This window comes from Prevotella sp. tf2-5, from assembly GCF_900115435.1.
In the GTDB taxonomy this organism is placed as follows: Bacteria; Bacteroidota; Bacteroidia; order Bacteroidales; family Bacteroidaceae; genus Prevotella.
Window position 1 is genome coordinate 84147 of the sequence record NZ_FOWK01000001.1, and the last position, 13542, is coordinate 97688.

Below are 13542 nucleotides of genomic sequence, written 5' to 3' on the forward strand. Positions count from 1 at the left end.
TATTATAAAGAAGGCTCCCGATGAGGAGCCTTTTTTATTTTTAATGCTTCAATAGTTTGATTGGGAAGGTGAAATACGTATCGGGGAACGGCTCATTCTTCAGTGTGAAGTGCCACCATTCTGTTGGGAAAGGATTGAACCCATGACGGAGCATTGCCTGACGAAGAATCATCCGGTTCTTAAACTGCTCTGCAGTGATGCTACGCTGAGCAGGACTCTTATGGTTATCACCTGTATACTCACCCGTCTCGGGGTTACCACAAAAATCTGGATGGCTCTCCGGACCGAACCAATCGAACGTGCCACCCATATCCAGTTCCTTCTCCGTCGTCATGTCAAACAAAGTCAGGTCGAGGGTGGATCCACGAGAGTGACCACTTTTCGCACAAATATACTCCTGTGGGAAAAGCACGCTCTTGTCAAGGTCGGGATAGAAATAAGGTTTCATGCGGACGTCAGAGATATCCTCTGCCCATCGTATGAAATGGTCTACCGCCTTCTGTGGACGATAAGCATCATAGATTTTCAGGCGGTATCCCTGTTTGATGACATCATCACTTACTGCACGCAGGCTGTCGGCAGCCTGTCTCGTCAGCAGTGCCGTCGCCTCTTCATAGCCATCAATACGGTCACCTACGAAATTATAGGTACCAAAGTAACGGATCTCAAGGATGGCATCAGGTACGACATCCGTCAGTGTCACAAACTGACTCGTGTCATCCGTCGATATGACCGTTGTCGCTTGATCACTGTCCTTGCCACAACTGACAAGGAGGATTCCACAGAGGAATACTAACAATTTTTTCATAGCATTTGGCTTTCAACATTTACTTCCTTCTCGTGACTATCGTCAGATCATGCGTGTCCGTGTCGACATTCTGATTATTGACAGTAGCCCCTACCCTGATCTTCGCCGTGCCATCCTTCAATTTCCTGTCGGCAAGGATGGATGCGGTATAACGCACACCACTGTTGGGAGCGATACTCTCCACATGCAGGTTTGGTGAGATATACAAGTTTTTATTACCTGTCACGTCATAGACCATAGGTTGTACATCGTAGAGGGTATGACGAGTATAGTTCATAATCTCGAAGGTAATCTGACACTGTTCCCCAGCACGCAAGATACCATCGTGGTTCTCATCAACAAAACGGGCATTACGGATGACGACACGCTCTGGACGACTCTTGTCATAAAGACGGTCTCTGGAAGGGTCGAAGGTCCTTTCATCATGTCTCTTCTGAGTCTGTGCGCCCTTCGGACCCGCAATATCAATGTTAATACGGTCATCACCACTGTTAGTAGCATCGAAACCACTGTCGTTAGAGCGATGAACCTCCTGTGGATAATCGTCATCGTCATAACGGGAGTGACGCTCAGCCATCCGACGCTCACGATCTCGCTTATATGCCTCATACTTCTCTGCCTCAGCCTTGTCAGCCTGTGCACCGATGGCGGCACCCACGGCGGCACCGCCAGCCATACCTACGATGGTACCGAGGTCGCTACCACGCCAACCACCAGAGATTCCTCCGATGGCAGAGCCCAGGATAGCCCCAATCGTTCCACCTGCATAAGCACCTTGTCCTGTGTAGGTATTACAACTACTCAGCATCAAGACAGCACCGATAACCCATAGTCCAATCTTCTTCATATCACTTCCTTTTTAAAGTTCACGATGCAAAGATACATATTTTTCAGAAACCCGCAAGGGGTTTTTCCCGAAAAACGCTTAGGGGATTCCCTATGAAAAAAGGAGCGGCATCACTGCCGCTCCACACCATATTTATCATCTTTTATTCCTACGAGGGGAATCATTTCTATTTCTTACGACGGTGAAGCACCTTCTTGCCGTTGACGATATAGACACCGTCGGGCAGACCGCTTAGGTCTGATGCGTTCGAGCGAACCTTGTTACCACGGAGGTCATAGACGTCATAGCTCTTGACCTGCTGGTAGCTGTCAATGCTCGTCGTACCTTCTGCCCTGATCAGCACCTCATTACTGATGGTGGCATCCTCTACTCCACCATTCATGATGATATTCATCAAAGCATCGCCGTTAGTATGGAAGGCGGCATTCGTCATCGAGTAGACTACGACACGACACGTGCCAGCATCAACCATCTTCCACATCAGCTGGTGATCGCTACTGCAACACTGAACGACATCGTTTACATACTGACCATCGCGCAGGTTAATGTCAAACTGGACTGCCGTGTAGTTCCCGGCATCCCTTAACAAGACATCCTTTCCGTGGAGTATTAATCCACCTGTGGAGGCGGCACGACGTGAGGAAGAAGGACCACCTCCCGTCATGATGATGTTCACCATCATCACGATGTCCGTCACATTAATGACACCATCACCATTTACGTCAGCCGCATCCTTGTTGAAGTTTGGAGCAGGCTTGTCCATGATGTAGTTGACTGTTGCCACGATGTCGGTCACATTGACAACACCGTCACTATTGACATCACCTTGGATGTAAGCTACCTTGATTGACACCTTTACGGTCATCTCACCAGCTTCCGTGGCGCCATAGGTCAAGGCATAGACGGTGGTTGTCGGCATCTTGATGATGAGGACGTCCTTTTCATCTATCGTCTTTGACTCAGGCGTGAGACGGTTGCCGTTTGCATCGAAGAAGTCTATCTTTGCGTCAGAACCGGTAAGCTCCCAATGAAGTGAGTCACCAACAGCACCATCAAAACTGAAGCCTTGAACTTGTCCACCCTGCGGTGCTGCCTTCGTGTCACTAACATCGTCGGTAAGTGCCACGGCATTGATGTCGACATTGAAGAGATAGTCTTCCAAGGTCTCGACGACAGCCTCGGTGCCTACCTCAGCATCGTTGAACACCTGGATACCAAAGGTGATAGTCTCTGTGGTCTTCACTGTCTTCGTCGTAGCGTCGAAGGTATAATCCTCAGAGATACTGCGTGGTTGGACGCCATCCAGTGAAATCACGATATCATTCTTGTCGATGGAGGCTTGTGCAGGATCAATGGCGATACGGGTACGTGGTCCGTCATTGAACCAGTAGTCGACACCGATGATCTTACCCTCACCCTCTACCTTCTTCACAAAGAAGTTCTTAGTCACCACAGCAGACACCAGTCCTGCTTTGTCGGCAGTACGATAGTTGAAGGTATGCAAACCTTGTTTCAATGCTGAGATGTCGATATTGAGGTTGACGATACCACCATCTGGCACCGCAGCACTCTCTCGTTCGTCGAAGGCGTTATCAATCCAGTACTCGTAAGTGGTCAGGGCATTGTCACCATCCATCTGCTCTACCTTCATGAAGTTCTTGGTCAGTGCGGAGCTGACCTTACCTGTCGCATCAATCACACGAATGGTAACATTATGCAGACCATAGTCAAGAGCAGAGATGTCCTCATCGAAGTTAATGATTCCTGACGCATCGATAGTTCCACTTTTACGTTTGTCGAACTCTTGGTCAATCCAGTATTCATAAGTCTTCAGCGAGTTATCACCTGTTGGCGTAGTCTCCAGTTTCATGAAGTTCTTCACCAATGCGGAACTGACCTTGCCTGTCGCATCAATCACACGAATGGTGACATTATGCAGACCATAGTCAAGAGCTGAAAGGTCCTCATCGAAGTTGACGATTCCCGACGCATCGACAGTACCACTTTTGCGTTTGTCGAACTCTTGGTCAATCCAGTATTCATAAGTCTTCAGCGAGTTATCACCTGTTGGCGTAGTCTCCAGTTTCATGAAGTTCTTCACCAATGCGGAACTGACCTTGCCTGTCGCATCAATCACACGAATGGTGACATTATGCAGACCATAGTCAAGAGCTGAAAGGTCCTCATCGAAGTTGACGATTCCCGACGCATCGACAGTACCACTTTTGCGTTTGTCGAACTCTTGGTCAATCCAGTATTCATAAGTCTTCAGCGAGTTATCACCTGTTGGCGTAGTCTCTAATTTGATAAAGTTTTTCACCACAACAGGACTATACAGGCTTTCCGTACCATCGACAGAAAGAACACGGAATGCAATGCTATGCAAACCATAGTTCAAAGCAGAGATGTCAATATCCTTAGTCCAAACTCCTTCGGATATATCTGCTTCCGTACGACTGTCAAATTGCTGGTCAAACCAGTACTCACACTTCGTGACGGAAGCGTCAGCCGCCGCCGTCAGCCAACAGAGCAATGCCAGCAAAGACAGTACTAAATGTTTCGTTCTGTTCATTGTCTGTTTCTGTTGGGTGTGATTACTCTAATGGACGTGCTTCAGCCTTGACAGACACCTTCAAGGTTCCGGGAGTTGTCTTGGTATCAACTGAGGTACTGAGAATGCGTGGAGTAGCAGGAATAGGATTCCAAGGGAAGTCACCACCTGTTACACCACAAGGTGTACCGTCGATGCCTACGTAAGTCGTGGGATCTGCCAACTCCCATGTGCGGGGAGTGGTGGTATCTTTGATGTAGATTTCAAGGTTATCCTGGCCATCAGCAAAAAGTGTTTTCCAGTCTGTCCATAATGCTACGTCATAGTTGCCGCTAGAGGTGTTTTGCCCTCCATTAGAGAATTTCGCCTCCCAACCAACATTGTTATAGCAGGTTGATCCAGCTCCACAATTATTACTACAATAATTAAAGATATTGTTTCGATAATCGAATGGATAATAGTCAGACCCATAAGAACCACCATAATAATAGGCAATGATACAATGGTTAATAATCCCAGAACTTCCAGTCGCAAACTTTTCGCTGCCAATACGATCTCCTATCCAACAGTTGGCTACAACTAATCCTGTTGTCAGTTTGTTACGACCAAGCAGAGCACCACGGATATAGCTTTGACGGATGATGGTACTATTGGTTTCAACATCGTTACAAAAATGACCAAAGCTACACTTGATGATTTCCGTCTTAGAGACAGCCTGTGTTCCTCCAATGCTTAAATCATTTACAAAGTAAACACCCTCAATACGAACTACAGGGGCGAGTGCATCGGTACTGGTAATGGTCAGGTTTCCATTGACACGAGTCTCAGAAATGTTGTTGACAACATCTTTTATGAAGCCAGCACCATAAATCTTGATGCTTTTCGAGATTGCTCCCGGGTTGCTGAAGGCTCCTGGAGACAACGTGATGACGCCATCGGCATCGGGAGCAGCTGCCAAAGCATCCTTGAAGGCATCAAAGCCATAAAACACTGTGGTGTTATCACCAACCTGAAGCGTTGCGGTCACACCGTCTGAAATCTGTGCATAGCCAGCTACTGCGCCTACCAATGCGATAATAGTTAAGAAAAATTTCTTCATAGTTTTTGATTTTTAATGTAATTAAATGATTAGTATTCGCAAATTTAGCGATTTTACCCATTGCCTTATTTCCACATTCACAAAACTTACTCCCATAATCACAATTATTATGGTTTTTGCAGAAAAAAGGGAAAGTTTTCCACATAAAACTTGCATATTTCAGGAGAATGGCATAAATTTGTCAGTACTATGATTTATCACCTCATCACATCACTGCCCATGATCACATGCGCACTGTTCACAGTGCTCATCGCCTTGGAGTGGAACAACTGCCGGTTGCGTGAGCAACGGACACTTTTTGTGTTTATGCTCACGACAACAGTGTTATATGCTGGACATTATGTGTTCTTCAACCATGTCGTCCACGTCGTCCCATTCATGGACGTGGTGTATGTGGCAGCAAACCTGGCTGTCTATCCCCTATACCTTATTTATATTATAAGGCTGACTGCCCGATGGAAGTCATGGTACTACTGGGGATTCCTCCCTGCCTTCCTCGCCGCCCTCGCTTGCGGCATCAGCCTCTTCACGATGTCTGACGAGGAGAGCAGCCTCTTCACAGAGCAGTATCTCTATCATAACCTGACGGAAGGACTGACTGGCACAGCCTTGCTACTGGCATGGATACACACCGTATGTAAGATCGTGTTCGCTATTGAGGTGATTATAACAATTGTGGTGGGGGTACAGCTGATTCGCAGGTATGACAATGCCGTCAACCAGTTTTATGCGGATACCGACGACAAGTCGATGCGTAACATCAAGTCGATATTCTACCTGATAGTCATTGCCTCCGTGATGTCGTTTGTGGCGAATGTCATCGGGCGTTACCGCTTTACGGATGCCACATACCTACTTGCGTTCCCTTCCATTGCCTTTACCATCTTACTATTTGCCATCGGCTACCTGGGCCTACATCGGGAGTTCTCCATCATCGACATGGATCGTGACAAAGCCATCATCAGCAAGGAGGAGAATGAGAAGACCGCCCTTGACAGAACACTGACGGAGCGTATCGTGGAACTCGTTGAGAAGGACAAGATATTCTTGCAGCCTGATTTGAAACTGGAAGACCTCGCAAGGATGATGAGCACTAACCGTACCTATATCTATCAGGCTATCAACCAACAGATGGGTATCACTTTCAATGAGTTCATCAACAGACAGCGGATCGCACATGCCGAACAACTGATAGCGAAAAATCCCAACCTCTCGGTGAATGATATCGCCATACAATCGGGATTTGCTTCTCTCAGCTCCTTCTACCGCAACTACAAAAAGTATAAGAAGGGATAAACAATAAAAGTGGGACATTGCCATCGCAATGCCCCACTCTATTGTGAGTTCGTTCAATCGAAATCTTACTCAGCCTTTGTCTCCTCAGAAGCAGGTGCCTCAGCAGCAGGTGCTTCCTCAGCCTTAGGAGCCTCCTCAGCGGGAGCCTCAGCAGCCTTGGGTGCCTCCTCTGCAGGAGCCTCAGCCTTGGCAGCAGCAGACTTACGTGAACGACGAGTCTTCTTCTCTGCCTTTGGAGTCTTAGCCATGTTCTCATCGAAGTCTACGAGCTCGATGAATGCGATATCCGCACCATCACCCTGACGAGCACCCAGCTTGATCACGCGGGTGTAGCCACCAGGACGGTCACCTACCTTCTGTGAGATAACACCGAAGAGCTCTTTGAGAGCCTCTTTGTTCTGCAGGTAGCTGAATACTACACGACGTGAGTTTGTGCTATCGTCTTTTGAGCGTGTGATCAGGGGCTCAACATACTTCTTGAGTGCCTTTGCCTTGGCGAGGGTCGTAGTGATTCTTTTGTGCATGATCAGCGAGATAGCCATGTTGGCAAGCATGGCACGGCGGTGGTCAGCAGTACGGCCCAGATGGTTAAATTTCTTTCCGTGTCTCATTTTTTCGTTTTTTTTCTTCTTTGGAAGGAGTTCATACAGTTACTATAGTGACTATAGTCTTATAAGATTACTCCTTGTCTAATTTGTATTTTGTAATATCGGTTCCAAACGACAGATTCAGACTCTCGAGCAAATCATCAAGCTCAGTGAGCGATTTCTTACCGAAATTGCGGAACTTCAGGAGATCCGTCTTGTTGTACTGTACGAGATCACCAAGGGTCTCTACATCGGCAGCCTTCAGACAGTTGAGGGCACGAACGGAGAGGTTCATGTCTACCAACTTGGTCTTGAGCAACTGACGCATGTGCAGTACCTCCTCATCAAACTCCTGGTTGCCCTCACTCTCCGTGTTCTCAAGAGTGATTTTCTCATCTGAGAAGAGCATGAAGTGATAGATAAGGATCTTGGCGGCTTCCTTCAGCGCGTCTTTCGGGTGTATGGAACCATCCGTCGTAATCTCCATCACCAATTTGTCGTAGTCGGTCTTCTGCTCGACACGATACGGCTCAACGGCGTATTTCACATTACGAATCGGAGTGTAGATTGAATCGATAGCTATTACATTGACATCGGTGCAGAACTCACGGTTCTCATCAGCGGGAACGTAGCCACGACCTTTGTTAATGGTAATATCAATCTGCATCGAAGCTTTGGAATCTAAATGACAAATCACCAAATCGGGATTTAACACTTCAAATCCAGTCAGATACTTGCCTATATCACCGGCTTTAAACTCGGTAGAATTCTCAACGGTGATAGAGACTTTTTCGTTCTCGAATTCTTCCACTACTTGCTTGAACCGAACTTGCTTCAGGTTCAAGATAATGTTGGTCACGTCTTCCTTTACACCAGGTACTGATGAGAACTCATGCTCAACACCACCGATGCGGACAGTATTGATGGCATAGCCCTCGAGCGATGAAAGAAGAATGCGGCGCAGGGCGTTACCAATGGTCACACCGAAACCAGGCTCAAGAGGACGAAATTCGAACTTGCCAAACTTGTCGTCAGCCTCCAACATTACGACTTTATCAGGTTTTTGAAATGCTAATATCGCCATTAATTTAATGATTATTTAGAGTACAACTCAACGATTAACTGCTCCTTAATGTTCTCGGGAATGTCGGCACGCTCTGGCTTGTGCAGGTACTTACCGCTCTTTGTCTGCTCGTCCCACTCAATCCATGGATACTTGCTGTGGTTGAAACCTGCAAGAGCTGCAGCGATGACTTCCAAAGACTTTGACTTCTCACGTACAGCAACAATCATGCCGGGCTTTACGGAGAAAGAGGGAATGTTGACTACAGCACCGTCGACAGTAATGTGCTTGTGACCCACCAACTGACGGGCAGCGGCACGTGTGGGAGCAATACCCATACGGAACACTACATTGTCAAGACGGCTCTCCAAATTCTGAAGCAGTACCTCACCGGTAATACCCTCAGCCTTTGCAGCCTTCTCAAACATATTACGGAACTGGCGCTCAAGAACACCATAGGTGTACTTGGCTTTCTGCTTCTCTGCCAGCATGACAGCATACTCCGACTGCTTGCGGCGGCGGTTATTGCCATGCTGTCCCGGGGGGAAGTTCCTGCGGGACAAAACTTTGTCTGCGCCGAAGATGGGCTCACCAAATCGACGTGCAATTTTTGATTTCGGTCCAATATATCTTGCCATAATATAAAAATAATTTCGTTATTTCAATATGTCAATATTTCGACTAATTAAACTCTACGACGCTTTGGAGGACGACAACCGTTGTGTGGCAGTGGTGTGGCATCGATGATCTCGATAACCTCAATACCTGCGCCATGGACGGCACGGATAGCGGACTCACGACCGTTACCAGGACCTTTCACATAAGCCTTTACCTTACGAAGACCCAAATCAAAAGCGACCTTTGCACAATCCTCGGCTGCCATCTGGGCTGCATACGGAGTGTTCTTCTTGGAACCACGGAAACCCATTTTACCGGCTGAAGACCAAGAGATAACCTGACCCTCATCGTTTGCCAAAGTAACGATAATATTATTGAAAGAACTGTGTACGTGAAGCTGACCTAGGGCGTTAACCTTCACGTTTCTCTTCTTTGAAGTGACTGTTTTCTTTGCCATAACTTTAAACTTTAATCTCTAAACATTAAACTTTAGAATTACTTCGTGGCCTTCTTCTTGTTTGCTACAGTCTTCTTCTTACCCTTACGTGTACGGGCATTGTTCTTGGTGCTCTGACCACGAACGGGAAGACCGTGGCGATGACGCACACCACGATAGCAACCAATATCCATCAGTCGCTTGATATTCAACTGGATCTCACTGCGGAGATCACCTTCTACTTTGAATTCAGCGCCGATAATTTCACGGATCTTGGCTGCCTGATCGTCACTCCACTCACTGACTTTCAAGTCACGGCTCACGCCGGCCTTGTCCAAAATCTTTGCTGAACTACTTCGACCAATACCATAGATATAGGTCAATGCGATTTCGCCACGCTTCTCTTGGGGCAAATCTACTCCAACAATTCTAATTGCCATTTTAAACTAATAAATAAAATAAATAAAATTCGAATTTTTGCCAAAAAGCATGCAAAGGTACGCAAAATAATTGATATTCCGCTACCTCTTTATGCTTATTTAACATTAACCCTGACGCATCTTGTACTTAGGGTTCTTCTTGTTGATGACGAACAAACGACCCTTACGACGTACGATCTTGCAGTCTGGGGTACGCTTCTTCAACGATGCTCTTGTCTTCATTATACTGTCTCCTTAAATTATTTGTATCTAAACACTATTCTACCTTTTGTCAGATCGTAGGGACTCATCTCCACCTTTACTTTGTCACCAGGGAGAATCTTGATATAGTGCATGCGCATCTTACCAGAGATGTGCGCGATAATAGGCACACCGTTCTCCAACTCTACCCGGAACATAGCGTTTGACAATGCCTCTACAATCGTTCCGTCTTGTTCTATAGCACCTTGTTTTGCCATACTAATATAATTTGCCTTCTATTGTCTCAACTTCCTCAAACGAAGAGAGGATTTCCGCTTTCCCTTTCCTGACAGCAACGGTATGCTCAAAATGGGCTGCCGGCTTGCCATCACGAGTACGAATGGTCCAACGGTCCTGTGCATCCAAGTAGATATCCCGTTTTCCCATCGTAATCATCGGTTCTATGGCAATGCACATACTGGCTTTCAGTAGGGTGCCATTACCACGGCGACCGTAATTGGGAACCTGTGGGTCTTCATGCATCTCGCATCCAATACCATGTCCTGTCAACTCTCGTACGATACCGTAACCCTGAGCCTCACAGTGTTCTTGGACGGCACTGCCGATATCCCCCAGATGGTGTCCTGCCACCGCTTGTTCTATTCCCTTATAAAGTGCTTCCTTGGTGGTGCGGAGAAGTTGTTTCTTCTCCTCGTTAATTTCTCCAACACAGAATGTGTAGCAGGAGTCACCACAGAAGCCATTCAGCAGGGTGCCGCAGTCGATGGAGATGATATCTCCCTCTTGAAGCACGGTCTGCTCATTAGGAACGCCATGCACCACAACATCATTGACTGATGTGCAGATGCTGGCAGGAAACGACCCTCCATAAGGATTGGGGAAACCCTTGAAAGTGGGGATTGCACCATGGTCGCGAATAAATTCGTCGGCAATCTGATCCAACTGGAGGGTCGTTATACCAGGCTTGATATGTTTTGCTAATTCACCGAGGGTCTTACCAACAAGTTGGTTCGCCTCGCGCATCAGCTCAATCTCATCTTCTGTCTTCAGAAATATCCTCATACAGACTTAGTATGCAGTCACACCGCCACGTCCGTGAATACGACCTGAATTCAACAGGCCGTCATAGTGACGCATCAGCAGGTGACTCTCAATCTGCTGAAGTGTGTCGAGCACGACACCCACGAGAATCAGCAGTGAGGTTCCTCCGAAGAACTGCGAGAAGGCGTCCTGCACATTCAACAGGCTGGCAAATGCTGGCATCACAGCGATGAAAGCAATAAACAGAGAACCAGGCAGTGTGATACGCGACATGATAGTGTCGATATAATCTGCTGTCGGTTTACCAGGCTTGATACCTGGGATGAATCCGTTGTTACGCTTCATGTCCTCAGCCATCTGTGTGGGGTTGAGAGTGATTGCCGTATAGAAATAGGTAAACGCAATGATGAGGATGGCAAAGATGACATTGTACGTCCAGCTGTGATGGTTCAACAGCGAACGGACAAACCAGTTTGCATTCTCAGGAGCAGCATACTGTACGAAAGCCAGAGGGATGAACATCAATGCCTGGGCAAAGATGATAGGCATCACATTGGCTGCGAACAGCTTCAAGGGGATGTACTGACGCGCACCACCCACCTGCTGGTTACCTACAAGACGCTTAGCATACTGTACAGGAATCTTACGGACACCCTGTACCAAAACGATAGATGCACATACAACTGCATAGAGAATGATAATCTCGACGAGGAACATCACCAGTCCACCACCTGTGATGGCAGTGAAACGGGAACCGACTTCCTGGATGAATGCCTGAGGAAGACGGGCGATGATACCGATCATAATGATCAGCGAGATACCATTTCCAATACCTTTATCCGTAATGCGCTCTCCTAACCAAAGGATGAACATACTGCCTGCGGCAAGGATAATCGTAGCCGGGAATACAAATACCGACCAACTGATACCTGAAGCCAAGGCTGCACCGGCCTGCATCTTCAGATTGATGAGGTAACTCGGAGCCTGGAACAGCAGGATAGCTACTGTCAGGTAACGAGTGTAAGTCATAATCTTCTTGCGACCGCTTTCACCCTCGCGCTGCATCTTCTGAAAATAAGGCACAGCGACAGCGAGGAGCTGCATAACGATGGAAGCAGAGATGTAAGGCATGATTCCAAGCGCAAAGATAGACGCATTGGAAAATGCACCACCGGAGAACATATCCAAAAGCGACATCAGACCGCCTTGGGTTTGTGACTGCAACTTGTCAAGCATAGCAGGGTTAATACCTGGCAATACTACGAACGAGCCGAAACGATAAATCGCTACAAACAGAAGAGTGATTAAGATGCGCTGGCGCAGGTCCTCAATCTTCCAGATGTTCTTCAGTGTCTCTATAAACTTCTTCATCTTGTCTAGATAATTGTTGCGTTACCACCAACTGCCTTGATAGCCTCTTCAGCAGTCTTTGAGAAGGCATTAGCCTCTACATCAACCTTTGCCTTCAACTCACCATTTCCAAGAATCTTCACGAGCTCCTTGCCATTGGTCAGACCTGCGGCTACGAGTTCTGCAATACCAATCTTGGTGAGGTTCTTTACCTCAGCAAGTTTCTGGAGTGTAGACAGATTAACAGCGAAATACTCCTTGTGGTTGATATTCTTGAATCCACTCTTCGGAACACGACGCTGCAATGGCATCTGACCACCTTCGAAACCAATCTTCTTCTTATAACCTGAACGAGCCTTAGCACCCTTGTGACCACGGGTAGAAGTACCACCGAGACCAGAGCCTGGTCCACGACCGATACGACGACGTGAGTGGGTTGAACCCTCAGCTGGTTTTAAAGTATGTAGTTTCATAATTACGTGTCTTTTTTAATTAATTAATCGATAACTGTCACCAAGTGATGAACCTTACGGATCATACCGCGGATAGAAGGAGTATCCTCTACCTCGACAACCTGGGAGATCTTGTGAAGACCCAGTGCCAGAAGAGTACGCTTCTGGTCTACGGGATAACCGATCTTGCTCTTAATCTGCTTAATCTTAATTGTTGCCATAGTCGTAGCCTCCTTTATCCTCTAAATACTTTTTCCATACTGATTCCACGAGTACCTGCGATAGTATAAGCGTCACGCATCTCGCTCAGAGCGGTGATGGTGGCCTTCACCAAGTTGTGGGGGTTAGAAGAACCTTTTGACTTTGCAAGTACATCTTTGACACCAACACTCTCCAGAACAGCACGCATAGCACCACCAGCTACTAGTCCAGTACCTGCTGCGGCTGGTTTCAAGAACACCTGAGCTCCACCGAAGCGTGCTTCCATCTCATGAGGAATAGTTCCTTTCAGTACGGGAACCTTAACCAGATTTTTCTTGGCTGCCTCTACACCCTTGGCGATAGCGGCGGTAACCTCACCTGCCTTACCAAGTCCCCAGCCGATGATACCGTTGCCGTCTCCAACAACGACGATAGCTGCGAATGTGAAGGTGCGACCTCCCTTTGTTACCTTTGTAACACGGTTGATGGCAACCAGTCTGTCTTTCAACTCTACGTCACTACTTACTTTTACGTTTTTCATTGCCATAATCG

At 47.1% G+C, this 13542-nt stretch carries 17 protein-coding genes; 1 reads left to right on the top strand and 16 read right to left on the bottom strand.

Annotated features, from left to right (window positions below; translation table 11 throughout):
* Positions 1–40: 40 nt before the first annotated feature.
* The 4 genes from BM257_RS00335 to BM257_RS00350 form a co-directional block, all read right to left on the bottom strand.
* Entirely contained in the window at positions 41–808 is a 768-nt protein-coding gene (locus BM257_RS00335; protein WP_092067108.1) for a M15 family metallopeptidase, read from the bottom strand.
* A gap of 19 nt (positions 809–827) precedes the next feature.
* Positions 828–1655: a hypothetical protein gene (locus tag BM257_RS00340; RefSeq protein ID WP_092067110.1), complete on the bottom strand. Its 828-nt coding sequence runs from the start codon at positions 1653–1655 to the stop codon at positions 828–830.
* Between the two features lie 166 nt (positions 1656–1821).
* Positions 1822–4227, bottom strand: a complete 2406-nt coding sequence (locus tag BM257_RS00345) for a dockerin type I repeat-containing protein (RefSeq protein WP_092067112.1) — start codon at positions 4225–4227, stop codon at positions 1822–1824.
* A 22-nt stretch (positions 4228–4249) separates the two neighbouring features.
* Positions 4250–5305 (bottom strand): hypothetical protein, encoded by a 1056-nt coding sequence (locus BM257_RS00350; RefSeq protein ID WP_143096688.1) that lies wholly within the window; start codon positions 5303–5305, stop codon positions 4250–4252.
* 189 nt (positions 5306–5494) lie between these two features.
* Here BM257_RS00350 and BM257_RS00355 point away from each other — a divergent pair, with 189 nt between their 5' ends.
* On the top strand, positions 5495–6601 hold the full coding sequence (locus tag BM257_RS00355; RefSeq protein ID WP_143096689.1) for a helix-turn-helix transcriptional regulator: 1107 nt from the start codon (positions 5495–5497) through the stop codon (positions 6599–6601).
* Positions 6602–6666: 65 nt separating this feature from the next.
* On the opposite strand, the gene rplQ is transcribed toward BM257_RS00355, so the two are convergent.
* The 12 genes from rplQ to rpsE all read right to left on the bottom strand — a co-directional run bounded on the left by rplQ (position 6667) and on the right by rpsE (position 13537).
* Positions 6667–7212 (bottom strand): 50S ribosomal protein L17, encoded by a 546-nt coding sequence (gene rplQ / locus BM257_RS00360; protein WP_092067118.1) that lies wholly within the window; start codon positions 7210–7212, stop codon positions 6667–6669.
* Positions 7213–7279: 67 nt separating this feature from the next.
* Positions 7280–8272, bottom strand: coding sequence for a DNA-directed RNA polymerase subunit alpha (locus tag BM257_RS00365; protein ID WP_092067120.1), 993 nt, complete (start codon positions 8270–8272; stop codon positions 7280–7282).
* A gap of 11 nt (positions 8273–8283) precedes the next feature.
* Positions 8284–8889, bottom strand: a complete 606-nt coding sequence (gene rpsD / locus BM257_RS00370; RefSeq protein WP_092067122.1) for a 30S ribosomal protein S4 — start codon at positions 8887–8889, stop codon at positions 8284–8286.
* A gap of 47 nt (positions 8890–8936) precedes the next feature.
* Positions 8937–9326 carry a 30S ribosomal protein S11 gene (rpsK, locus tag BM257_RS00375; protein ID WP_092067124.1) on the bottom strand — a complete coding sequence of 130 codons (390 nt, stop codon included), beginning with the start codon at positions 9324–9326 and terminating at the stop codon, positions 8937–8939.
* Positions 9327–9364: 38 nt separating this feature from the next.
* Entirely contained in the window at positions 9365–9745 is a 381-nt protein-coding gene (gene rpsM, locus BM257_RS00380) for a 30S ribosomal protein S13 (RefSeq protein WP_092067126.1), read from the bottom strand.
* Positions 9746–9850: 105 nt separating this feature from the next.
* Complete coding sequence (rpmJ, locus tag BM257_RS00385) at positions 9851–9967, bottom strand: 50S ribosomal protein L36 (RefSeq protein WP_009160995.1); 117 nt, start codon at positions 9965–9967, stop codon at positions 9851–9853.
* Positions 9968–9984: 17 nt separating this feature from the next.
* Positions 9985–10203 carry a translation initiation factor IF-1 gene (infA, locus tag BM257_RS00390; RefSeq protein WP_072290412.1) on the bottom strand — a complete coding sequence of 73 codons (219 nt, stop codon included), beginning with the start codon at positions 10201–10203 and terminating at the stop codon, positions 9985–9987.
* 1 nt (position 10204) lies between these two features.
* The gene (gene map, locus BM257_RS00395; protein WP_092067128.1) at positions 10205–11008 is read right to left on the bottom strand and encodes a type I methionyl aminopeptidase; all 804 of its coding nucleotides are present in this window, start codon (positions 11006–11008) and stop codon (positions 10205–10207) included.
* A gap of 6 nt (positions 11009–11014) precedes the next feature.
* Positions 11015–12358, bottom strand: coding sequence for a preprotein translocase subunit SecY (gene secY / locus BM257_RS00400; protein WP_092067130.1), 1344 nt, complete (start codon positions 12356–12358; stop codon positions 11015–11017).
* 5 nt (positions 12359–12363) lie between these two features.
* Positions 12364–12810 carry a 50S ribosomal protein L15 gene (gene rplO / locus BM257_RS00405; protein ID WP_092067132.1) on the bottom strand — a complete coding sequence of 149 codons (447 nt, stop codon included), beginning with the start codon at positions 12808–12810 and terminating at the stop codon, positions 12364–12366.
* A gap of 23 nt (positions 12811–12833) precedes the next feature.
* Positions 12834–13010 (bottom strand): 50S ribosomal protein L30, encoded by a 177-nt coding sequence (rpmD, locus tag BM257_RS00410; protein ID WP_092067134.1) that lies wholly within the window; start codon positions 13008–13010, stop codon positions 12834–12836.
* 14 nt (positions 13011–13024) lie between these two features.
* On the bottom strand, positions 13025–13537 hold the full coding sequence (rpsE, locus tag BM257_RS00415) for a 30S ribosomal protein S5 (protein ID WP_092067136.1): 513 nt from the start codon (positions 13535–13537) through the stop codon (positions 13025–13027).
* Between the last annotated feature and the right edge of the window lie 5 nt (positions 13538–13542).

Excerpts from the sequence above, each read along its gene's own strand:
- BM257_RS00335 (WP_092067108.1), bottom strand. The coding sequence starts at position 808 with ATGAAAAAATTGTTAGTATTCCTCTGTGGAATCCTCCTTGTCAGTTGT.
- BM257_RS00340 (WP_092067110.1), bottom strand. The coding sequence starts at position 1,655 with ATGAAGAAGATTGGACTATGGGTTATCGGTGCTGTCTTGATGCTGAGT.
- BM257_RS00345 (WP_092067112.1), bottom strand. The coding sequence starts at position 4,227 with ATGAACAGAACGAAACATTTAGTACTGTCTTTGCTGGCATTGCTCTGT.
- BM257_RS00350 (WP_143096688.1), bottom strand. The coding sequence starts at position 5,305 with ATGAAGAAATTTTTCTTAACTATTATCGCATTGGTAGGCGCAGTAGCT.
- BM257_RS00355 (WP_143096689.1), top strand. The coding sequence starts at position 5,495 with ATGATTTATCACCTCATCACATCACTGCCCATGATCACATGCGCACTG.
- rplQ (WP_092067118.1), bottom strand. The coding sequence starts at position 7,212 with ATGAGACACGGAAAGAAATTTAACCATCTGGGCCGTACTGCTGACCAC.
- BM257_RS00365 (WP_092067120.1), bottom strand. The coding sequence starts at position 8,272 with ATGGCGATATTAGCATTTCAAAAACCTGATAAAGTCGTAATGTTGGAG.
- rpsD (WP_092067122.1), bottom strand. The coding sequence starts at position 8,889 with ATGGCAAGATATATTGGACCGAAATCAAAAATTGCACGTCGATTTGGT.
- rpsK (WP_092067124.1), bottom strand. The coding sequence starts at position 9,326 with ATGGCAAAGAAAACAGTCACTTCAAAGAAGAGAAACGTGAAGGTTAAC.
- rpsM (WP_092067126.1), bottom strand. The coding sequence starts at position 9,745 with ATGGCAATTAGAATTGTTGGAGTAGATTTGCCCCAAGAGAAGCGTGGC.
- rpmJ (WP_009160995.1), bottom strand. The coding sequence starts at position 9,967 with ATGAAGACAAGAGCATCGTTGAAGAAGCGTACCCCAGACTGCAAGATC.
- infA (WP_072290412.1), bottom strand. The coding sequence starts at position 10,203 with ATGGCAAAACAAGGTGCTATAGAACAAGACGGAACGATTGTAGAGGCA.
- map (WP_092067128.1), bottom strand. The coding sequence starts at position 11,008 with ATGAGGATATTTCTGAAGACAGAAGATGAGATTGAGCTGATGCGCGAG.
- secY (WP_092067130.1), bottom strand. The coding sequence starts at position 12,358 with ATGAAGAAGTTTATAGAGACACTGAAGAACATCTGGAAGATTGAGGAC.
- rplO (WP_092067132.1), bottom strand. The coding sequence starts at position 12,810 with ATGAAACTACATACTTTAAAACCAGCTGAGGGTTCAACCCACTCACGT.
- rpmD (WP_092067134.1), bottom strand. The coding sequence starts at position 13,010 with ATGGCAACAATTAAGATTAAGCAGATTAAGAGCAAGATCGGTTATCCC.
- rpsE (WP_092067136.1), bottom strand. The coding sequence starts at position 13,537 with ATGGCAATGAAAAACGTAAAAGTAAGTAGTGACGTAGAGTTGAAAGAC.